The 19,005-nt window shown below is 66.8% G+C and carries 20 protein-coding genes and 1 tRNA gene; 6 read left to right on the top strand and 15 right to left on the bottom strand.

The features are described from left to right. Positions 1-13: 13 nt before the first annotated feature. Together ACODTB_RS09180 and ACODTB_RS09175 are read left to right on the top strand one after the other, a co-directional pair. Entirely contained in the window at positions 14-1,555 is a 1,542-nt protein-coding gene (locus tag ACODTB_RS09180; protein ID WP_291118931.1) for a 2-isopropylmalate synthase, read from the top strand. A gap of 177 nt (positions 1,556-1,732) precedes the next feature. Continuing rightward, positions 1,733-2,893, top strand: coding sequence for a serine hydrolase (locus ACODTB_RS09175; RefSeq protein WP_291118934.1), 1,161 nt, complete (start codon positions 1,733-1,735; stop codon positions 2,891-2,893). Positions 2,894-2,954: 61 nt separating this feature from the next. Here the strand turns inward: ACODTB_RS09175 and ACODTB_RS09170 are convergent, their stop codons facing one another. The 4 genes from ACODTB_RS09170 to ACODTB_RS09155 all read right to left on the bottom strand — a co-directional run bounded on the left by ACODTB_RS09170 (position 2,955) and on the right by ACODTB_RS09155 (position 5,749). Beyond that, a complete protein-coding gene (locus ACODTB_RS09170; RefSeq protein ID WP_291118937.1) occupies positions 2,955-3,755 on the bottom strand; it encodes an IclR family transcriptional regulator in 801 nt (266 codons plus the stop codon). A gap of 102 nt (positions 3,756-3,857) precedes the next feature. Further along, on the bottom strand, positions 3,858-4,595 hold the full coding sequence (locus tag ACODTB_RS09165; protein WP_291118940.1) for an arginyltransferase: 738 nt from the start codon (positions 4,593-4,595) through the stop codon (positions 3,858-3,860). Further along, positions 4,592-5,362 carry a leucyl/phenylalanyl-tRNA--protein transferase gene (aat, locus tag ACODTB_RS09160; protein WP_291118943.1) on the bottom strand — a complete coding sequence of 257 codons (771 nt, stop codon included), beginning with the start codon at positions 5,360-5,362 and terminating at the stop codon, positions 4,592-4,594. The genes ACODTB_RS09165 and aat overlap by 4 nt, the downstream gene beginning before the upstream one ends. A 30-nt stretch (positions 5,363-5,392) precedes the next feature. Further along, complete coding sequence (locus ACODTB_RS09155; protein WP_291118945.1) at positions 5,393-5,749, bottom strand: VanZ family protein; 357 nt, start codon at positions 5,747-5,749, stop codon at positions 5,393-5,395. A gap of 38 nt (positions 5,750-5,787) precedes the next feature. Here ACODTB_RS09155 and ACODTB_RS09150 point away from each other — a divergent pair. Further along, positions 5,788-5,863: transfer RNA gene (locus ACODTB_RS09150), tRNA-Asn, on the top strand. 80 nt (positions 5,864-5,943) lie between these two features. Here the strand turns inward: ACODTB_RS09150 and ACODTB_RS09145 are convergent. The 8 genes from ACODTB_RS09145 to ACODTB_RS09110 all read right to left on the bottom strand — a co-directional run bounded on the left by ACODTB_RS09145 (position 5,944) and on the right by ACODTB_RS09110 (position 13,530). Next, positions 5,944-7,017, bottom strand: a complete 1,074-nt coding sequence (locus ACODTB_RS09145; protein WP_291118948.1) for an NAD(P)/FAD-dependent oxidoreductase — start codon at positions 7,015-7,017, stop codon at positions 5,944-5,946. A 7-nt stretch (positions 7,018-7,024) separates the two neighbouring features. Further along, complete coding sequence (gene fdxA, locus ACODTB_RS09140; RefSeq protein WP_291118949.1) at positions 7,025-7,354, bottom strand: ferredoxin FdxA; 330 nt, start codon at positions 7,352-7,354, stop codon at positions 7,025-7,027. A gap of 102 nt (positions 7,355-7,456) precedes the next feature. Continuing rightward, positions 7,457-8,767 (bottom strand): sulfate adenylyltransferase subunit 1, encoded by a 1,311-nt coding sequence (locus tag ACODTB_RS09135; RefSeq protein WP_291118952.1) that lies wholly within the window; start codon positions 8,765-8,767, stop codon positions 7,457-7,459. Positions 8,768-8,811: 44 nt separating this feature from the next. Beyond that, positions 8,812-9,771, bottom strand: coding sequence for a sulfate adenylyltransferase subunit CysD (gene cysD, locus ACODTB_RS09130; RefSeq protein WP_382157489.1), 960 nt, complete (start codon positions 9,769-9,771; stop codon positions 8,812-8,814). Next, on the bottom strand, positions 9,768-10,517 hold the full coding sequence (locus ACODTB_RS09125; RefSeq protein ID WP_488929256.1) for a phosphoadenylyl-sulfate reductase: 750 nt from the start codon (positions 10,515-10,517) through the stop codon (positions 9,768-9,770). Before ACODTB_RS09125 ends, cysD begins: the two co-directional genes overlap by 4 nt. A 19-nt stretch (positions 10,518-10,536) precedes the next feature. After that, positions 10,537-10,929, bottom strand: coding sequence for a DUF934 domain-containing protein (locus ACODTB_RS09120; protein ID WP_291118961.1), 393 nt, complete (start codon positions 10,927-10,929; stop codon positions 10,537-10,539). Between the two features lie 11 nt (positions 10,930-10,940). Further along, the gene (locus ACODTB_RS09115; RefSeq protein WP_291118964.1) at positions 10,941-12,716 is read right to left on the bottom strand and encodes a nitrite/sulfite reductase; all 1,776 of its coding nucleotides are present in this window, start codon (positions 12,714-12,716) and stop codon (positions 10,941-10,943) included. 22 nt (positions 12,717-12,738) lie between these two features. Continuing rightward, complete coding sequence (locus ACODTB_RS09110; RefSeq protein ID WP_291118967.1) at positions 12,739-13,530, bottom strand: sulfite exporter TauE/SafE family protein; 792 nt, start codon at positions 13,528-13,530, stop codon at positions 12,739-12,741. A 166-nt stretch (positions 13,531-13,696) separates the two neighbouring features. On the opposite strand from ACODTB_RS09110, the gene ACODTB_RS09105 reads away from it, so the two are divergent. Further along, positions 13,697-14,509, top strand: coding sequence for a hypothetical protein (locus ACODTB_RS09105; RefSeq protein ID WP_291118969.1), 813 nt, complete (start codon positions 13,697-13,699; stop codon positions 14,507-14,509). A gap of 1 nt (position 14,510) precedes the next feature. Here the strand turns inward: ACODTB_RS09105 and ACODTB_RS09100 are convergent, their stop codons facing one another. Further along, a complete protein-coding gene (locus ACODTB_RS09100) occupies positions 14,511-15,671 on the bottom strand; it encodes an FAD-dependent oxidoreductase (RefSeq protein WP_291118972.1) in 1,161 nt (386 codons plus the stop codon). 14 nt (positions 15,672-15,685) lie between these two features. Then, the gene (locus ACODTB_RS09095) at positions 15,686-15,967 is read right to left on the bottom strand and encodes an oxidative damage protection protein (RefSeq protein WP_291118974.1); all 282 of its coding nucleotides are present in this window, start codon (positions 15,965-15,967) and stop codon (positions 15,686-15,688) included. A 278-nt stretch (positions 15,968-16,245) separates the two neighbouring features. Here ACODTB_RS09095 and ACODTB_RS09090 point away from each other — a divergent pair, with 278 nt between their 5' ends. Both ACODTB_RS09090 and ACODTB_RS09085 read left to right on the top strand, forming a co-directional pair. Next, entirely contained in the window at positions 16,246-17,016 is a 771-nt protein-coding gene (locus ACODTB_RS09090) for a ferredoxin--NADP reductase (protein ID WP_291118977.1), read from the top strand. A gap of 91 nt (positions 17,017-17,107) precedes the next feature. Next, entirely contained in the window at positions 17,108-17,623 is a 516-nt protein-coding gene (locus ACODTB_RS09085; protein ID WP_291119019.1) for a disulfide bond formation protein B, read from the top strand. Positions 17,624-17,647: 24 nt separating this feature from the next. Here the strand turns inward: ACODTB_RS09085 and argA are convergent, their stop codons facing one another. Then, positions 17,648-18,988, bottom strand: a complete 1,341-nt coding sequence (gene argA, locus ACODTB_RS09080; RefSeq protein ID WP_291118981.1) for an amino-acid N-acetyltransferase — start codon at positions 18,986-18,988, stop codon at positions 17,648-17,650. Positions 18,989-19,005: the final 17 nt, after the last annotated feature.

The following is a 19,005-nucleotide window of genomic DNA, read 5'->3' as shown; positions in this document are numbered from 1 at the left end:
AACGGAGTTCCCCATGAGCGACAAACTGATCATTTTCGACACCACCCTGCGCGACGGTGAGCAATCGCCCGGTGCGTCCATGACCAAGGACGAGAAGCTGCGCATCGCGCGCCAGCTGGAACGCCTGAAAGTCGACGTGATCGAGGCCGGTTTTGCGGCCAGCTCGAACGGGGACTTCGACTGTGTGCAGGCCATCGCCAACACCATCAAGGACTCCACGGTGTGCTCGCTGGCGCGGGCCAACGACAGGGACATTTCGCGCGCGGCGGAAGCCCTCAAGGGCGCTCATCGGGCACGCATCCACACCTTCATCGCCACCAGCGCCCTGCACATGGAGAAGAAGCTGCGCATGACGCCGGAGCAGGTGCTGGAGCAGGCGGTGCAGTCGGTGCGCTTCGCCCGCAACCTGGTGGACGACATCGAGTTCAGCCCGGAAGACGGCTACCGCAGCGATGTCGATTTCCTCTGCCGCGTGCTGGAGGCCGTGATCAAGGAGGGCGCGACGACCCTCAACATCCCGGACACCGTGGGGTATGCGATCCCGGAGCTCTACGGCGATTTCATCCGCACCTTGCGCGAGCGCGTGCCCAACTCCGACAAGGCCATCTGGTCGGTGCATTGCCACAACGACCTCGGCATGGCCGTGGCGAACTCGCTGGCCGGCGTGAAGATCGGTGGCGCGCGCCAGGTGGAGTGCACCATCAACGGCCTGGGCGAGCGCGCGGGCAACTGCTCGCTCGAAGAGATCGTGATGGCGGTGCGCACGCGGCGTGACTACTTCGGCCTGGACGTGGGCGTGGACGCCACGCAGATCGTGCCGGCCAGCCGCATGGTGAGCCAGACCACCGGGTTCGTGGTGCAGCCCAACAAGGCGGTGGTGGGCGCCAACGCGTTTGCCCATGCCAGCGGGATTCACCAGGACGGCGTTCTCAAGGCACGCGACACTTATGAAATCATGCGCGCAGAGGACGTGGGCTGGAGTGCCAACAAGATCGTGCTGGGCAAGCTCAGTGGCCGCAATGCGTTCAAGCAGCGCCTGCAGGACCTGGGCATCGAAATGGAGTCCGAGAGCGAGATCAACACCGCCTTTGCGGCGTTCAAGGAACTGGCCGACCGCAAGAGCGAGATCTTCGACGAGGACATCCTGGCCCTGTGCAGCGACGAGAGCGTGACCGCCGAGAAGGAGCAGTACGGCCTGGTCTCGCTGAAACAGCGCAGCGAGACCGGCGAGCGCCCGCACGCCAGCGTGGTGTTCACCGTGGACGGCAAGGAAATCCAGGGCGAGAGCGACGGCAACGGCCCCGTGGACGCCTCGCTCAAAGCGATCGAGAACCACGTGAAGAGCGGCGCCGAGTTGCTGCTGTACTCGGTCAATGCCATCACCAGCGGTTCCACCGAGAGCCAGGGTGAGGTGACGGTGCGCCTTCAACACGGTGGCCGCGTCGTCAACGGCGTGGGTGCCGACCCTGACATCGTCGTGGCCTCGGCAAAGGCGTACCTGAGTGCGCTGAACAAGCTGCACAGCAAATCGGACCGCGTCGCCGCACAGGGATAAAACCCAATGAAATCAAAGGCTTGATGAATTGTGTTTCGTGAGGCGAAGAAAAGACACCAAAAGTAGCACTTGTTCTACCGATCACTGAAGACAATTTCCCAAGCTTTTGATATTGCTAGTTTTTTTCCGATTGCCTATACTTCACCCCTGCGCAGTTCCTGTTGCTGGAGTGGAGTCATGGTCATCGGCGTCGATCGTTTTCGCAAAATTTTGCTGGTTGCGGCTGTTGCCGGTTGGGTAGCGCTTTCTTTCGCGCCCTTGCAAGCCCAGGCTGCCAGCAACGCGAAGACCGCCAAGAAGACGGTGACGGCCAAGGCGACTCCCAAGCGCACGGTGACCACCTCCAAGAAGGCCCAACCCAAGGTGGCGCAGGCCCCGGCACGCAAGACCGTTCGCGTGGCCAGCAAGCCCCAGGGCCGTGTGAAGGTTCAGATGGCGGCGGGCAAGACGACTTCGCTGCACAAGGTGGCCGTTCAACGCAAACCCGCAGCCACCCAGGCGGTGATGCGCGCGGCCGTGGCGCCCCGTCTTTCCGAAGGCTCGCGCCTGGGCCTGCGCTCGATGGACGATCCGCTCGAACTCAACTCCAGCGTGGCCCTGGTGATCGATCAGGAAACCAATGAAGTGCTGTTCAGCAAGAATGACGCGGCTGTGCTGCCGATCGCCTCGCTGACCAAGCTCATGACCGGCCTGGTGGTGGCAGACGCCCACCTGAACATGCAGGAAATGATCACCATCACGCAGGACGATGTGGACACCTACAAGGGCAGCAGTTCGCGCCTGGCCGTGGGTACCACGCTCAGCCGTGGCGAGCTGATGCACCTGGCGCTGATGTCCAGCGAAAACCGGGCCGCCCATGCACTCGGTCGCACCTACCCCGGCGGTCTTGCCGAGTTCGTGCGCCTGATGAACAAGAAGGCGCTGGAACTGGGCATGGCAGACACCCGTTACGTCGAGCCCACCGGTCTGTCCAGCTCCAACCAGTCGAGCGCGCGCGATCTCGCGACCCTGGTGTCCGTGGCCTACCAGCGCCCCATCCTGCGCGATTTGTCCACGTCGCCCAGCTACGAGGTCGACCTCGGTCGTCGCACGCTGCACTACAACAACTCGAACGGCCTGATCAAGAACCCGTCATGGGACATCGGTCTTCAGAAGACCGGCTACATCTCCGAAGCCGGCCGCTGCCTCGTCATGCAGGCCAAGGTGGCCGGGCGCCAGTTGATCATGGTGTTTCTGGACGCCACCGGCAAGGTCGGGCGCATGCAGGACGCCGAACGCGTGCGGCGCTGGGTCGAAGTGCAGACCGATGCGCGCGTGATGCCCCGTCCTCAAGGCTGACCCTTCTTCCAGCTTCATGAGAAACGGCCCGTCAGGGCCGTTTCTCATGGGAGCGACGTGCTCAGCGGGCGGATGCCGGCGTCGGCACCTTGGGGCAGCCCAGCGCGGATGAAATCTCGGCGGCGGTGGAGCGCAGCTTGGGCACCCAGCTTTCGTCGATCCGGTCCGCAGGGGCGGAGATCGACAGCCCTGCCACCAGCTTGCTCTGGTCGTCGTAGATGCCGGCGGCCATGCACCTCACGCCCAGTTCCAGTTCCTCGTTGTCCCGTGCGAGGCCGGCTTGCCGGCACTGCGCCAGTTCGCGTTCCAGGGTGGCGAGCTGGGTCAGGCTGTTGCGCGTGTTGCCGGCCAGCCCGGTTCGGGTGGCGTAGGCGCGAACCCGTTGCGGCTCGTCATCGGCCAGGAAGAGCTTGCCCACCGAGGTGAGGTGCAGGGGCGCGCGGCCACCGATGGCGCGCACCACCTGCATGCCGGAACGTTCGCTGTACGCCCGCTCCACATAGACGATTTCATCGCCCTGGCGCACGCTCAGGTTGACCGGCTGCTGGATCATCTTGTGCAGCTCGCGCATGGGCAGCAGGGCGGCATCCCGCACGCTCAGCCGTGCCTTGACCAGATTGCCCAGCTCCAGCAACCGCATGCCGAGCCGGTAGCTGCCTGCCTCGGGCCGATCGACAAACCGGCCGATGGTCAGGTCGTTGAGGATGCGGTGCGCGGTCGAGGGATGCAGGCCGGTCTTCTCGCTGATTTCCTTCAGCGACACCGGTTCCTCGCGCGATGCCAGCACTTCCAGCAGGTTGAACATGCGTTCGATCACCTGGACTGTGGGCGTGCTGGGAAGGGTCTCGGAGCGTTTGGTCATGAGAGGTCAGAGGTTGTTCTTGATTTTACAAGATGAAATCCACTTCCTCCAACCGGTGCCGCAATACGGTGCGGCGAGCGCCACCCTCGGTCAGGCCACGCCTCAAGGCGGCGTGATCCAGCGACCCTCGAGCAGCAACTCGTGCGGCTGGAAGCCCGCCTTGTAGTTCATCTTGCTGCTCTGCCCGATCCAGTAGCCCAAGTACACATGGGGCAACTCCAGCGCGCGGGCCTGATCGATCTGCCAGAGCACGCTGTACGTGCCGTAGCTGGCCTTCTCATCGGGTTCGTAGAAGGTGTAGACCGCCGAGAGGCCATCGTTCAGCACGTCGACGATCGAGACCATCTTCAGCCGGGAAGGGCCGCCGTCGGTGCCGGGCTGATGGAACTCCACCAGCCGCGAATTGACCCGGCTCTGCAGAAGGAACTGCGTGTATTGGTCGATGCTGTCGTGGTCCATGCCGCCGCCGGCGTGGCGGCTGTTCTGGTAGCGCAGGTAAAGCTGGTAGTGCTCGGGGATGAAGCAGAGCTTGAGCACGCGCGTCTGCAGCATGCCGTGCTGCTTCGCCGATCGCCGCTGGCTCCGGTTGGGTGTGAACGAGGCGACCGGCACGCGCAGCGGTACGCAGGCCTGGCAGCCATCGCAATACGGGCGGTAGGTGAACATGCCGCTGCGGCGGAAGCCATGCGTGACCAGATCCGAGTACGCGTCGTTGTGAATGAGGTGGCTGGGGGTGGCGACTTGCGAACGCGCCTGACGGTCCGGCAGGTAGCTGCACGGGTAAGGTGCCGTGGCGTAAAACTGCAGCGCCTGAAGCGGGAGTTCTTTGAGGTGGGTCACGCGCGAGGACCGTCGTCAGAGAGGATGTGCTGCCAGTATACGGGCTCGAATTCCCAGTGTGGGGCAGGGTGGGGCAGGGCCATTCGAACGTGCCGGCAGAACTCGTCGCGGGCCATGAGCTGGCCGCCCAGCGATGCCAGGTGCGTGGTGTTCTGCTGGCAGTCGATCAGCGGCATGGCGTGGGCGCGGCAAAAAGCGATCAGCGCCGCCAGCGCGATCTTGGAGGCATCGCTGCGGCGGCTGAACATCGACTCGCCGTACACCATGGCGCCGAGATTGACGCAATACAGCCCACCAGCCAACTCTCCGTCCAACCAGGTCTCCACACTGTGTGCGAGGCCTGCGTGATGGAGCCGGACGTAGGCTTCCACCATGGCGGGCAGGATCCAGGTGCCGGTCTGGCCGTCGCGCGGCGTGTGCGCGCAGGCGCGGATGACGCGTTCGAAGTCGTGGTCGAAGCGCACTTCCAGCCGCTGCTCGCGCAGCAGCCGGGTGAGTGTCTTGCGCAGCGAGCGGTGCAGGCGGAACTGGCGGGTCTCCAGCACCATGCGAGGGTCGGTGCTCCACCACAGTATGGGCTGGCCCGCGCTGTACCAGGGGAAGATGCCACGGGAGTACGCGGCGACCAGCGTCGGCACATCCAGCACCCCGCCTGCGGCGAGCAGACCGGGCGCGGGGTCCGTGGCACTCCACGCCGTTTCCACGGATGGAAACGCTTGGCCGGGCTCAAGCCACGGCAATGCTCGGTTGGGCGGGGTGTGTGACATGCCACTATTGTGCGCGGCGGCCCCGCGGTTTCAAGCGGCGGGGCGGGCGATCCGACGAAGAAGCCACCAGGCCAGGGCGCCCAGCAGGATGCCCACGCCATCGGCCGCGAGATCCGACCATTCGCCGTAGCGCCACCCCGTGGCCGCCTGGGCCAGTTCGATGGCGCCGCCATAGACCAGCAGAGACGCAGCCACCGCATTGGGCCAACGCGGATACGCGAGCAAGCCGAGGAATGCCAGCCAGGCGAATCCGAACGCGTGCTGGGCCTTGTCCCATATGTCGAGGCTCTGGGGTGGAAGCAGGACCACGGGCACGAGCGAGGCGACGGTGAGCACCGCGACACTGAGCCAGAAAAGCGGTTTGATGATGAAGATGAAGCGGGTCATAGAAAAACGCGAAAAACGACGCTATAATTCGAGGCTGTTCCCTGATAGCTCAGTCGGTAGAGCGACGGACTGTTAATCCGCAGGTCCCTGGTTCGAGTCCAGGTCGGGGAGCCAGACAGACAAAAGACAAAGGCCTTCTTCGGAAGGCCTTTGTCTTTTCTGCGTCTTGTCATTGCGCACAACACGCCCTGGGCTCAATCCAACGCGGGCGAGTCCACGCCCAGCACTTTGTGCAGCTTGGTGCTGCTGGTGGTGTACTGGAGCGTTACCTTCCTGTCGGGGAAGATGAAGGGCGCGGCGCCGAAGGCGGCCAGGGCGCACTCATGGAAACCGGAGAGGATGAGCTTCTTCTTGCCCGGGTAGGTGTTGATGTCACCCACCGCGAAGATGCCTGGCACGCTGGTGGAGAACCTTTCGGTGTCGACCACCAGTTGCTTGCGTTCGATGTCCAGGCCCCAGTCTGCGATCGGGCCGAGCTTGGGCGAGAGACCGAAGAACACCAGCAAGGCGTCCAGAGGCACGACGCGGGTCACAGCGTCGGGGCCGGTGACTTTCAGGCCTGTGAGGCGGCCATCGCTTTCCTCGAAGCCGGTGGTCTGGCCGACGATGAACTGCATCTCATGGCGCTCGCAGAGTTCGCGCATCTTCGCCACGTTCGCGGGCGCCGCCTGAAAGCCGTCGCGGCGGTGGATGAGGATCACGCTGGCGGCACGGTGCGGGCTTTCGGCCGCGAAGTTCAGGGCCCAGTCGAGCGCCGAATCACCGCCCCCGATGATGACCAGGTGCCTGCCCGCGAAATCGGCCGGGCTCCTGACCCGGTAGAACAGCTGGGTGTCCTCGAATCGGTCCAGCCCCTCCACATTGAGCTTGCGCGGCTGGAAAGCACCCACGCCAGCGGCGATGAACAAGGTCTTGGTGAGGAACCGCGCGCCCTTGGAGGTGGCGACGAAGAAGCGGCCATCTTCCTGCCGCTGCACGCTGGTGACTTCCTGGCCGAGGTGGAAGCTGGCGCCGAAGGGCTTGATCTGCGAGAGCAGGCGATCCACGAGCTCCTGCCCGGTGCACACCGGGATGGCCGGGATGTCGTAGATGGGCTTGTCGGGGTACAGCTCGACCGGCTGGCCGCCGGGGTAGGCGAGTGAGTCGATCACGTGCGCCTTGATCTCCAGCAGGCCGAGTTCAAAAACCTGAAAGAGGCCGACCGGGCCCGCGCCCACGATGACGGCATCGGTTTCGATGAGGCCGTCGGGCGTGTTGGCAAAGGTCATGCCAAGTTCAGCGAATCAGCTCCGACAACTTGCCGCTGCGGTCTTTCCACTCGTCGTGGTCGGGCAAGGGGTCCTTGCGCTTGGTGATGCTCTTCCAGCCCGGCAGGCGGGCGAGCTCGGCGTTGAGCTCGGTCATGTGCTGCTGGTCCTTGGGCAAGTCTTCCTCGGCGTAGATCGCGCTCACCGGGCATTCGGGAATGCACACCGCGCAGTCGATGCATTCATCCGGGTCGATCGTCAGGAAGTTCGGGCCTTCGCGGAAACAGTCCACGGGACAGACGTCCACACAATCGGTGTATTTGCAGCGGATGCAGGCTTCGGTGACAACGTGGGTCATGGTGATGATGGGAATCGGTAGAACCCCGGATTTTAGGGTTTCCCTGAACCCCAGGCAGGCGCAAGCCCCTTGCCTGGGTACGCGTTAAGGACGGAGGGTCTTTCAGAGCACCAGCAAGGCACCCGAGGTGCGGTGGCTGGCGGTGTCCACCAGCACCAGGGACCCGAGGGTGCGCGAGCGCTCGAACGGCAGGGTGGCCAGCGGTTCCTGCAGCGCCAGCTCGATGTGGCCGATGGCGTTGGGCTCGAGCTGGCTGGCCTCTTCCTCGGCCAATGTGTGGATGTCCAGGCGGTGCACGATGCGCTTGATCTTGGCCTTGACCCAGCGGTGGCCATGCAGCGCCCAGTACACGCGGCCGGGCACCAGGGTCTCGTCGTCGAGCCAGGCCACGGTGGCGCGGATCTCGCGGCTGCCGGTCAGCGTGTCCTGCGCTTCGCCGTTCTCCTCGGCCAGCAGCCAGTCGCCCCGCGACACGTCGACCTCGCGGTCCAGCACGATGCCGGCGCTGTGGCCGGCCGCCACGGCCTGCGGTTGGCGCACGTGGTTGAGCACCTGCGCGACGACCGCAGTCTGGCCGTTGGGCATGATGCGCACCGCCTGGCCCGGCTGCACGCCACCGGTGGCCACACGGCCCCAGAAGACGCGGCGGCCTTGCGAGGTGTCGGACGAGCTGCTGAATTTTTCCACCCATTGCACGGCGAAGGCGAAGGGCAGCGTGTTGTCGGCCGGCGTGACGGGCAGGCCTTCGAGGATCTCCAGCAGCGTCGGGCCGCTGTAGCCGCACCAGCCGGCCTGCTCGCTGGCATCCACCACGTTCCAGCCCTTGAGGGCCGACACCGGCACGATGGCCGTGACCGGGATGCCGGCCTGCGCGGCGAACTGCCGCAGCGCCGCGGCGATGTGGGCGAAGGCTGTGCGGCTGTCCTCGACGGCGTCGAGCTTGTTGATGGCGAACACCACCGAGGGCACGCGCAGCAGCTTGAGCAGCAGGCTGTGGCGGCGCGTCTGGGGCAGCAGCTGCAGCGCGGCGTCGGCCCAGTTCAGCTTGGTGGCGTCCACCAGCACCACGGCCGCGTCGGCGCTGGAGGCCGCCGTGACCATGTTGCGCGTGTACTGCTCGTGGCCGGGGGCGTCGCCGATGATGAACTTGCGCGCCTCGGTGCTGAAGTAGCGGTAGGCCACGTCGATGGTGATGCCTTGTTCGCGCTCGGCCGACAGGCCGTCGGTCAGCAGGGCGAGGTCGGTCTGGCCGTGGCGCTGCACGCCGGCCAGGTGGTCCTGCAGGACGGCCTTGCTGTCGACCAGCAGGCGGCCGATCAGCGTGCTCTTGCCGTCGTCCACGCTGCCGCAGGTGATGAGGCGCAGGGCGGAGCGGGTGTCCTGGGCGGTGGGTGTGAGTTCAGCGGTGGTCATGGCAATCTTTCTGCGAGAGATCTCTGTTCAAGGGCGCGTGGGGGTCAGAAGTACCCGTCTTTCTTGCGCTTTTCCATCGAGGCGTCGGACGTCTTGTCGTCCATGCGCGTGGCGCCGCGTTCGCTGACCTCGGCGGCCAGCGTCTCGATCACGATGTCGTCGGCCGTGGCGGCCAGGCTCTCCACCGGGCAGGTGCAGGTGATGTCGCCCACGGTGCGGAAGCGCACGTCGCGCACTTCCACGGTTTCGCCGTCGCGCGGCGGCGTGAGTTCGGTCACCGGCACGAGCAGGCCGCGGCGGTCGATCACTTCGCGCTGGTGCGTGTAGTAGATCGAGGGCAGGGCGATGTTTTCGCGCGCGATGTACTGCCACACGTCGAGCTCGGTCCAGTTGCTGATGGGGAACACGCGGAAGTGCTCGCCGGGCTGGATCCGGGTGTTGAACAGCGTCCAGAGTTCGGGGCGTTGCGCCTTGGGTTGCCACTGGCCGAAGCTGTCGCGGTGGCTGAAGATGCGCTCCTTGGCGCGGGCTTTCTCCTCGTCGCGCCGCGCGCCGCCGATCAGCGCATCGAAGCGGAATTCCTCGATGGCTTCCAGCAGCGTGACCGACTGGTGCACGTTGCGGCTCTCGCCCGGGTGGGCCAGGCGCACGGTGCCGCGTGCCATGGAATCCTCGACGCTGCGCACAATCAGTTCGGCGCCGAGCTCCTTGGCGCGCAGGTCGCGGAAATCGGTCACTTCGGGGAAGTTGTGGCCGGTGTCGATCATCAGCAAGGGGTAGGGGATGCGGCCGGCGCCGAAGGCCTTCTCGGCGCACTTGAGCATCACCAGCGAGTCCTTGCCACCCGAGAACAGCAGGGCGGGGCGCTCGAAGGCGGCAGCGACCTCGCGCAGGATGAAGATGGTTTCCTCTTCCAGGGCATCCAGGTGGGCGTTGCTCAGGTGGTGATCGCTGGCGTGTTGCAGCGCGGTCTGGATCACGGCGGTTTCGGTGCGGGCGTTCATGCGTGGGTCCGTTCGAGAGACGATACGAGGGGTTCGGCGGCGGGTTGCACATGCAGGCCGCATTCCTTGGCGCTTTCCTGCTCCCACCACCAGCGGCCGGCGCGGAAGTCCTCGCCGACGCTGATGGCGCGCGTGCAAGGCGCGCAACCGATGCTGGGGAAGAACTGGTCGTGCAGTTCGTTGTAGTCGAGCTGTTGCTCGGCGATGAAGTGCCAGACGTCGCCCCAGGTCCACTCGACGATGGGGCTGACCTTGATGCGCTCGGGCTCCTGCACGATCTCGCCGACCTCGGCGCGTGCGTTGGACTGCTCGCGGCGCAGGCCGGTGATCCAGCCGTCCTGGCCGGCCAGGGCGCGTGCCAGCGGTTCCATCTTGCGGATGTCGCAGCAGGCCTTGCGCAGTTCGATGCTCTGGTACATCGCTTCTTCGCCGTTCTTGCGCACGAAGTGGATGACCGATTCCTGCCTGGGTCGGAACACCTGCACGCTGATGCCGTAACGCTGCTCGATCTTCGGGATCAGCGCGAGCGTCTCCGCGTGCAGCTTGCCGGTCTCCAGCACGAAGACGCTGGCCTCGATGCTGGCCAGGTGCAGCAGGTGCGTGACCACCATGTCTTCCGCGCCCAGGCTGGAGGCCTGGGTGAGCTTGGGGTGGTTGGCGGCCGTCTCGCGCAGCAGCGCGATGCTGCGCTCGACCTTGGCGGCAAAGTCGGCCGAGGGGCGGTTGTAGAGGGCGATGGCGGTCATGGCGGCGGCTTTGGAACGCTCAGGCGGTGGCGGCGAAATGCGGCGCGGTATGCACCGCGTCGCCCTGGTAGAAGGCCGGGTAGTGCTGCAGCAGCGCTTCACCATGGGCGAGGTTCTGGTCCGCGCGCAGCACGGCCTGGCTGAAGCCGCTGCGCTGCATCTGCACCAGCTGGTCGATCAGCACGTCGCCGGTGGCGCGGATCTCGCCGGTGAAGCCCAGGCGGCGGCGCAGCAGAAAGGCCTGGCTGAAGGCGCGGCCATCGCTGAACTTGGGGAAGTGCAGCTCCACGACGCGCACGCCGCTCAGGTCGGCTTCGCGCGGATCGGCGTCGTTGGCGATCGAGAGGCGTTGCGACTCGGCTTCGGTGGCGGTGAAGGTGTCGGCGCTGAAGAGTTGAAGGTTCTGGCTCATGCGGTCTCTCCTCAGGCGGCGGCGCGGGCCGTGCTCGTGCGCACCGCGTTGGCGGCGGTCTTGAACGGGTCGGCGCCGGTGCGGCGCAGGGTGTTCACGAAGGTCTCCTGGCCCGTGCGCTGAGCGCGGTAGGTGTCGAGCAGGGCCTCGATCACGTCGGGCACTTCGCTGGCGGCGAAGGACGGGCCGATCACCTTGCCCGGCGTGGCGTCGCCCGAGAGGCGCGTGCCGTCCGAGCCGCCGAGCGTGACCTGGTACCACTCCTGGCCGTCCTTGTCGACGCCCAGGATGCCGATGTGGCCGCTGTGGTGGTGGCCGCAGGAGTTGATGCAGCCGCTGATGTGCAGGTCGATCTCGCCCAGGTCGTGCAGCTCGTCGAGGTCCTTGTAGCGACCCAGGATGGCCTGTGCCAGCGGCAGCGAGCGCGCGTTGGCGAGGTCGCAGAAGTCGCCGCCAGGGCAGGCGATCATGTCGGTGAGCAGGCCGATGTTGGGCTTGGCCAGGCCCAGGCGGCGCGCTTCGCGCCACAGTTCGGGCAACTGGTCGCAGCGCACCCAGGGCAGCAGCAGATTCTGTTCGTGCGTCACGCGGGCTTCGCCGGCCGAGAAGCGCTCGGCCAGTTCGGCGGCGCGCTCCAGTTGCTCGGCCGTGGCGTCGCCAGGGGCCTGGCCAAAGCGCTTGAACGACAGCGTGACGGCGCGCAGGTCCGGGTTCTGGTGCGGCTTCACGTTCTGCTGCAGCCAGCGACTGAACTCCAGGTCGTCCTCGGCCGCGGCCTTGAGGATGTGCGCGATCTTGGCGTCGGCGCTCTTGCGGTCGCAGTTGAGCTGCGGCGGCACGAAGAAGGCGCTCACGCGGTCCAGCTCGGCCTGGCTGATGGTGTGCGGCGCGCCGTCTTTTTCAATGATGTCGAGGTACTCGGCTTCCACCTGGTCGGTGAAGGCCTGGCCTTCGGCCTTCACGAGGATCTTGATGCGGGCCTTGTAGATGTTGTCGCGGCGGCCGAAGCGGTTGTAGGCGCGCACCACGGCTTCGAGGTAGTTGAGGATCTGGTTCCAGGGCAGGAACTCGCGGATCACGCTGCCGATGATGGGCGTGCGGCCCATGCCACCGCCCACGCGCACCTGGAAACCCAGGTCGCCGTCGACGTTGCGCAGCAGGCGCAGGCCCACGTCGTGCCAGGGGGTGGCCGCGCGGTCTTCGCGCGCGCCGGTGATCGCCACCTTGAACTTGCGCGGCAGGAAAGCGAACTCGGGGTGCAGCGTGCTCCACTGGCGCAGGATCTCGGCGAAGGGGCGCGGGTCGGCGACCTCATCGACCGCGATGCCGGCGAGCGCGTCGGTGGTGATGTTGCGGATGCAGTTGCCGCTGGTCTGGATGCCGTGCAAGCCCACGCTGGCCAGCAGGTCCATCACATCGGCCGAGCGCGAGAGCGGGATCCAGTTGTACTGCACGTTCTGGCGCGTGGTGAAGTGGCCGCAGCGGTCGGGCAGCGTGGGCACTTCGGACAGGCCCGCATTGGCCTTGGAGACGTCGTGATCTTCCTTGTGATCGAAGTCGCGCGCGATCTTCGCCAGCACACGCAGCTGCGGGCTGGAGATCTCGCCGTAGGGCACCGCCACGCGCAGCATGGGCGCGAAGCGCTGCACGTACCAGCCGTTCTGCAGGCGCAGCGGCTTGAACTCGTCGTCGCCCAGCGTGCCGGCTTGCCAGCGGGTCAGCTGGTCCCGGTACTGGGCGGCGCGCAGGTGCACGAACTGGCGGTCAAAGTCGGAATATTGGTACATCGTCTTCGTGGGTCTTCAGGAATCAAAAAACGAACAGCTTGGTGCCGGCGTAAGCCAGCAGCAGCGACAGCGCCGAGCGCACCAGGCGTTCGGGGGTGTGGCGCATCAGCCGCGTGCCCAGCCAGATGCCGGGCAGCGAGCCGGCGAGCAGCTTGGCCAGCAGCGGCCAGTCGACCGAGCCCAGGCTCGCGTGGCCCAGGCCGGCGACCAGCGTGAGCGGCACGGCGTAAGCGATGTCGGCGGCCACGATGCGGGGCAGCGGCAACAGGGGAAACAGCAACAGCAGCACGGAAACGCCGATGGCGCCTGCACCGACCGAGGTGAGCGTGACGATGGTGCCGATCACCGCACCGAACAGCACCGGCAGGCTCCAGTGGCGCGCATGCGTGGCCTGGGCCAGCTGGCTTTCGGGCAATTGGCGGGGCAGCTGTTTGCCGCGCGCCGCCTTGTAGAGCATGGCCACCGCCGTCAGCAGCAGCGCCACGCCCAGGGTGTTCGTCATCAGCGATTGCACCGCAGCGCTCGTGGGGCCGAGCTGGCGCAGCACCAGCAGGGTCAACAGGGCCGCCGGCAGGCTGCCGGCGCTCAACTGGCCGACCACGCGCCAGGGCACCAGCTTCTGCCGCGCCAGGCTGACCGTGCCGCCCATCTTGGTGAAGGCGGCGAACAGCAGGTCGGTGCCGACCGCGAGGTACGGTTTGACGCCGAAAAAGAAGATCAGGATGGGCGTCATGAGCGAGCCGCCGCCCACCCCCGTGAGACCCACGATGAGTCCCACGGCAAATCCGGCCAGAATGATGGCGATGTCAGGCATGGGCGAGACTGTAGAGAGACATCGATATATCCCAAACGATTTTTTGTTCATGGGTATATGCCACTCGGGAATAAACAAATGAGCGATGTGCCGAATCGCACACGAGATGGCCGCTCGTCGTACAACTCCGACCGCACATCGGTCTGCTGGGCGTAACATCCGCGCCATGCAAAAGCAGCGCATCCTGGTCAGCGTGGTCGGTTTCTCCGACGTGGAACGCCATGCGCTCAACACCGTGTTCCGCCTGTCGCAGGAACGCGAGCTGTCCTATGCCCCCTGGGTGCCCCTGGCCCCGCCGGGCGCGGTCATCCCTTCCGGCGTGGCCCAGGTGGCCTTGGTGGATGGCGAAAGCCTGGAGGCCGTGCTGTCGCACGCCAAGGAGATGCCACCCGGGCAGCGCCTGATCTGGGTCGGCCCGGACGCCCCCGAGCACGCCTGGCGGGTGCTGGACCGGCCGATCGAATGGGCTGCCGTGCTGCACGACCTGGATCTGGTGTTCGCCGCCCGGCAGGCCGATTCGGGCCTGCTCGACCTGGACGTGACCGCACCGGCACCGCTGGACATCGACCTCGAGATGGACACCGCCGAAGCCACCGACATGACCCGGCGCGCCCTGGTGGTGGGGGCCGAGGATCAGGAAGGCACCTACCTGCGCACCCGCCTGGCCCTGGCGGGCGTGGGCCATGTGGACGAAGTGGTCGACACCGAGACCGCGCTGGAACTCATGGAGCGCAACCGCTATGTGTGCGGCGTGTTCAATCTGGACGACCACCGCATCGACGTGTGGGCGCTGATGCGCCACTTCGTCGCCCGCAATCCCCAGGCGCTGACCCTGGCCACCACCGAACTGGCCGGCCCGCTGGCGGGCTGGTGGCGCCGCCGCCGGGTGCGGCGCGACGCGCACCGCGTGGGCATCACGGCCCTGCTGGAGCGGCCGTTCCAGCCGCGCCAGGTGTCCGAGTGGCTGGACCTGATCTGAGCTACTGACGGCGCGCCTGTTTCCAGGCGAAGCGCGAGGGATCGATCGCCCGCAGCAGGTCCTCCTCCACGTTGGGCATGGGCTCACCCTCCATCTGGGCGGCCAACTGGTTCGCGCACCAGGCGGCCAAGGTGATGCCGCGCGAGCCCAGCGCGGTCAGCAGGTAGAGCCCGGGCTGGCGAGGGGTGTCTGCCGGGGGCACACGGGCCCGCCGGGCGCCGGCCGCCTCCATGTGGGCCTTCAGGGCGTCCCCGTCGGGCACCGCACCCACCAGCGGCAGGCGGTCCAGCGAGGCGCAGCGCACCTGCGCCCAACCCAGCAACTGGCCTTGCTGCCAGGCCTGGCGCAGGCCCAGCGCCGCCGGCGGGCAGATGGCCTCCAGGCTCTCGGCGTTGCGCTCGTGCGCCTGCTCGCTCAGCTGCGTGCTGTTCTCGCCGCGCTCGTAGGTGGAGCCCATGGCCCAGACGCGCGCCGGCCAGGCGGGCGGCAACCCGGTGTCTTCATAGAGGGGCACGTACACGCCGTTGTCGCGTTGCGGGCGCTCGGCCAGCGGGTCGCCGCTCTGGGCGGCCAGGCTCATCTGGCCCTTGACGGGGCGCAGGGGCAGGGCGCCGAGGTCCATCCAGCCGGCGGGCCCTGTCAGCAGGGCATGGCTGCCAAAGGCCGCGGTGACCACGGCCACGGGGGCTTCAGCCACGCAGCGGCCCTGGGCATCCAGCGCCTGCCAGCCCCGGGCGGAGCGGGCCAGCGTCTGCACCGGGGTTTGCCACACGCACGCCAACGTGCACAGGTTCGCGGCTTCATCGAGCCAGGCCCGCACCAGCGCGGCCGGGCGCACCAGCGCGGCGGGCCCGCGGCCCGGATCGTGTCCCAGGTTGTCCACCTCACAGGCTTGCCAGCCCTGGCCTGGTGGAACCAGCCGCTGCAGTTCGGCCAGGGTGGTCGCCACGCCCAGCGCGGACAGCCGCGACAGCGGGGTGGGCGAGCGGGTGACGTGGGGGCTCAGCATGCCCACCGGCAGGGCCGAGGCGCCTTGCGCCGGGCCGCTGGCGGCATCGACCAGCGTGAGCCGCCAACCGCGCCGCGCCAGCGCCGCGCAGACGGCGGCGCCCGCCAGGCCGGCGCCGATCACCAGGGCATGGCGGGCTTGGGGTGGGGGCACGGCCCGGGCGGCGGTCAGTTGCCTTCGGGCGGCGGCGGCACGAAACCAGCGGCGGCGTCGGCACCCTCGCCGAAGAAGTGCTTTTCCATCTGGCGCGCGAGGTACTGGCGCGCGCGCGCGTCGGCCAGGTTCAGGCGGTTTTCGTTGAGCAGCATGGTCTGGTGCTTGAGCCAGGCGGCCCAGGCTTCCTTGCTCACGTTCTCGTACAGGCGCTTGCCCATTTCGCCCGGGTAGGGCGGAAAGTCCAGGCCTTCGGCTTCCTTGCCGAGCTTGATGCAATGAACGGTGCGTGCCATGAGAAACGTCCTAGGAGGTGTGGGTTAGATGGATTGGTTATAACGAACTGAAGAAATAATTCGTTCCCGGACAGGCCGATCGTCGGCATGATCCGGGACTCTTTGTTCGTCGGCGCAGTTCGCCGTGGTGGGCGCAAGGCCCCGGGTATCCCGGGCAGCCCGTCACTGTAGCAAGGTTTCGGTGCCCGTCCTGTGAGTGGGGCTGGCCGATCACCCCGCCAGCCGCACGGCCGGCCCGACTTTTTACAATACGGGGTTCGACCCCATCAGGATCTCTCATGAGTGCATTTCTGGAAGAGCGCGTGCTCAGCGTTCACCATTGGACCGATCGGCTGTTCAGCTTCACCACCACGCGCGACACCTCGCTGCGGTTTTCCAACGGCCACTTCACCATGATCGGCCTGCGGGTGAACGACAAGCCCCTGCTGCGCGCCTACAGCATCGTCAGCCCGAACTGGGCCGACCACCTCGAGTTCCTCAGCATCAAGGTGCAGGACGGCCCGCTGACCTCGCGCCTGCAGCATATCCAGGTGGGCGACAGCATCGTCGTCGGCCGCAAGCCCACCGGCACCCTGCTGATCGACTACCTGTTGCCGGCCAAGCGCCTGTACCTGCTGGGCACGGGCACCGGCCTGGCACCCTTCATGAGCGTCATCCGCGATCCGGAAACCTACGAGCGCTTCGAGCAGGTCGTGCTGGTGCACGGCGTGCGCCAGGTCAAGGAGCTGGCCTACCGAGAACTGATCACCGAGCAGCTCAAGCAGGACGAGTTCCTGGGCGAGGCCGTGCAGCAGAAGCTGCTGTACTACCCCACCGTCACGCGCGAGCCCTTCATGCACCAGGGCCGCATTCCCCAACTGCTGGGGGATGGCGTGATTGCCAAGGACCTGGGTATTCCGCCCCTGAACCCGGCCGAAGACCGGGTGATGATCTGCGGCAGCCCCGAGATGCTGCGCGACCTCAAGGCCCTGTGCGAGAAGCGCGGCTTCAAGGAAGGCAACACCACGACGCCGGGCGATTTCGTCATCGAACGCGCCTTCGTGAGCTGAAGCGGGGGAACTTGCGGGGGATCGCCGGGCTCAGTGATCTGTCCCGCCCGGCGGCCGCTTTCTCCCAACTTCAGGACTTCCCTTGATCGCCATCCTTTCCCCTGGCCAACCGTCTCCCCTGACCCAGCACCCGCGCCGCATCCTGGGTTTGGTGGCCGCCGCCTGCGCCGCCATGCTGGCCTTCGGCCTGTACCTGCAGCACGTCGTGGGTCTGGAGCCTTGCCCCATGTGCATCGTGCAGCGCTACGCCCTGGTGGCGGTGGCACTGGTGGCCGGCATCTCGGCCCTGTTGAAGGGCCGCGTGGCCCGGCAGGCCGGCATCGCGCTGATGGGCCTGCTCGCGCTCTTCGGTGCTTTCACGGCCGCGCGCCAGAGCTGGCTGCAATGGAACCCGCCCGAGATCATGAGCTGCGGGCGCGACTTCTTCGGCATGATCGAAGCCTTCCCGCTGCGCCGGGCCATTCCCATGATCTTTCGCGGCAGCGGCGACTGCTCGGTGATCGACTGGACCTTCCTCGGTCTGTCGATCGCGAACTGGTCCTTCCTGTGCTTCTCGGCCATCATCGCGCTGGCTGTGGCCCTCTGGGTGAAGCGCCCGGCCGCCTGAGGCCGTCCGGGCTGGCGCGGGCCCTCAGCTCAACTTCTTCACCAGCACCTGGCTCTTGCGGTCCCAGTTGTACTTGCGCTTGCGCGCCTCGGGCAGCCAGTCCGCGCTGACCTGCACGAAGCCGCGCTTAACGAACCAGTGCATGGTGCGCGTGGTGAGCACGAAGATGCTTTGAAGGCCCTGGGCCTTCGCCCGGGTCTCGATGCGCTTGAGCAGCCGTTCGCCGTCACCCTGGCTCTGCGTCTGGGGTGAGACGGTGAGCGCGGCCATTTCGCCGGTGCGCTCTTCCGGGTAGGGGTAGAGCGCGGCGCAGCCGAAGATCACGCCGTCGTGCTCGATGATGGTGTAGTTGCCCGCGTCGCGTTCGATCTCGGTGCGGTCGCGCTTGACCAGGGTGCCGTCCTTCTCGAACGGCTCGATCAGCGCCACGATGCCGCTCACGTCGTCCATGGTGGCCTCGCGCACGCTCTCCAGCTTTTCATCCACCACCATGGTGCCGATGCCGTCGTGGGTGTAGATCTCCAGCAGCAGCGCCCCGTCCACCGAGAACGGCAGGATGTGGCTGCGGTCCACGCCGCCTTCGCAGGCGCGGATGCAGTGCTGCAGGTAGAAGGCGGTGTCGGTGGGCTGGGTGGCCGGGGGCAGGGCGGCCAGCATCTTCTTCGCGTCGGCCAGCGGCAGTTCGGTGTCGATGTCGCTTTCCGGGTTGGCCTGGTCCACGCGGATGCCTGGCACCTCGGTCAGGAACATCAGCTTGTCGGCCTGCAGCGCCACGGCCACCGAGGTCGCCACGTCTTCCATGGTGAGGTTGAAGGCCTCGCCCGTGGGCGAGAAGCCGAAGGGCGAGAGCAGCACCATCGCGCCCATGTCGAGCGTGCGCTGGATGCCGTCGGTGTCCACCTTGCGCACCAGGCCCGAGTGGATGAAGTCCACACCGTCGATCAGGCCCACGGGCCGCGCGGTGATGAAGTTGCCGGAGATCACGCGCACCGTGGCGCCCGCCATCGGCGTGTTGGGCAGGCCCTGGCTGAAGGCGGCCTCGATCTCGTAGCGCAGCTGGCCGGCGGCTTCCTGGGCGCAGTCCAGCGCCACCTCGTCGGTGATGCGCATGCCGTGCGAGTACTTCGCCTCATGGCCCTTGAGCCGCAGCTGCTCGTTCACCTGCGGCCGGAAGCCGTGCACCAGCACGATGTCCACGCCCATGCTCTGGATCAGCGCCAGGTCCTGCGCCAGCTTCTCCAGCTTGCCGGCCGCGATGGCCTCGCCCGCGATGCCGACCACGATGGTGTTGCCTCGGTGCTTGTGGATGTAGGGCGCGACCGAGCGGAACCAGGGGACGAAGGTGAAGTTGAAGACAGTGGACATGGGGCGGTGGTCAGGCG

The sequence above is a fragment of the Hydrogenophaga sp. FG152 genome, from assembly GCF_057809615.1.
This window is presented reverse-complemented; position numbering and strand designations above follow the sequence as displayed.

Coding starts and splice junctions, on each gene's coding strand:
- ACODTB_RS09180 (WP_291118931.1), top strand. CDS start 14: ATGAGCGACAAACTGATCATTTTCGACACCACCCTGCGCGACGGTGAG.
- ACODTB_RS09175 (WP_291118934.1), top strand. CDS start 1,733: ATGGTCATCGGCGTCGATCGTTTTCGCAAAATTTTGCTGGTTGCGGCT.
- ACODTB_RS09170 (WP_291118937.1), bottom strand. CDS start 3,755: ATGACCAAACGCTCCGAGACCCTTCCCAGCACGCCCACAGTCCAGGTG.
- aat (WP_291118943.1), bottom strand. CDS start 5,362: ATGTCACACACCCCGCCCAACCGAGCATTGCCGTGGCTTGAGCCCGGC.
- ACODTB_RS09155 (WP_291118945.1), bottom strand. CDS start 5,749: ATGACCCGCTTCATCTTCATCATCAAACCGCTTTTCTGGCTCAGTGTC.
- ACODTB_RS09145 (WP_291118948.1), bottom strand. CDS start 7,017: ATGACCTTTGCCAACACGCCCGACGGCCTCATCGAAACCGATGCCGTC.
- fdxA (WP_291118949.1), bottom strand. CDS start 7,354: ATGACCCACGTTGTCACCGAAGCCTGCATCCGCTGCAAATACACCGAT.
- ACODTB_RS09135 (WP_291118952.1), bottom strand. CDS start 8,767: ATGACCACCGCTGAACTCACACCCACCGCCCAGGACACCCGCTCCGCC.
- cysD (WP_382157489.1), bottom strand. CDS start 9,771: ATGAACGCCCGCACCGAAACCGCCGTGATCCAGACCGCGCTGCAACAC.
- ACODTB_RS09125 (WP_488929256.1), bottom strand. CDS start 10,517: ATGACCGCCATCGCCCTCTACAACCGCCCCTCGGCCGACTTTGCCGCC.
- ACODTB_RS09120 (WP_291118961.1), bottom strand. CDS start 10,929: ATGAGCCAGAACCTTCAACTCTTCAGCGCCGACACCTTCACCGCCACC.
- ACODTB_RS09115 (WP_291118964.1), bottom strand. CDS start 12,716: ATGTACCAATATTCCGACTTTGACCGCCAGTTCGTGCACCTGCGCGCC.
- ACODTB_RS09110 (WP_291118967.1), bottom strand. CDS start 13,530: ATGCCTGACATCGCCATCATTCTGGCCGGATTTGCCGTGGGACTCATC.
- ACODTB_RS09105 (WP_291118969.1), top strand. CDS start 13,697: ATGCAAAAGCAGCGCATCCTGGTCAGCGTGGTCGGTTTCTCCGACGTG.
- ACODTB_RS09095 (WP_291118974.1), bottom strand. CDS start 15,967: ATGGCACGCACCGTTCATTGCATCAAGCTCGGCAAGGAAGCCGAAGGC.
- ACODTB_RS09090 (WP_291118977.1), top strand. CDS start 16,246: ATGAGTGCATTTCTGGAAGAGCGCGTGCTCAGCGTTCACCATTGGACC.
- argA (WP_291118981.1), bottom strand. CDS start 18,988: ATGTCCACTGTCTTCAACTTCACCTTCGTCCCCTGGTTCCGCTCGGTC.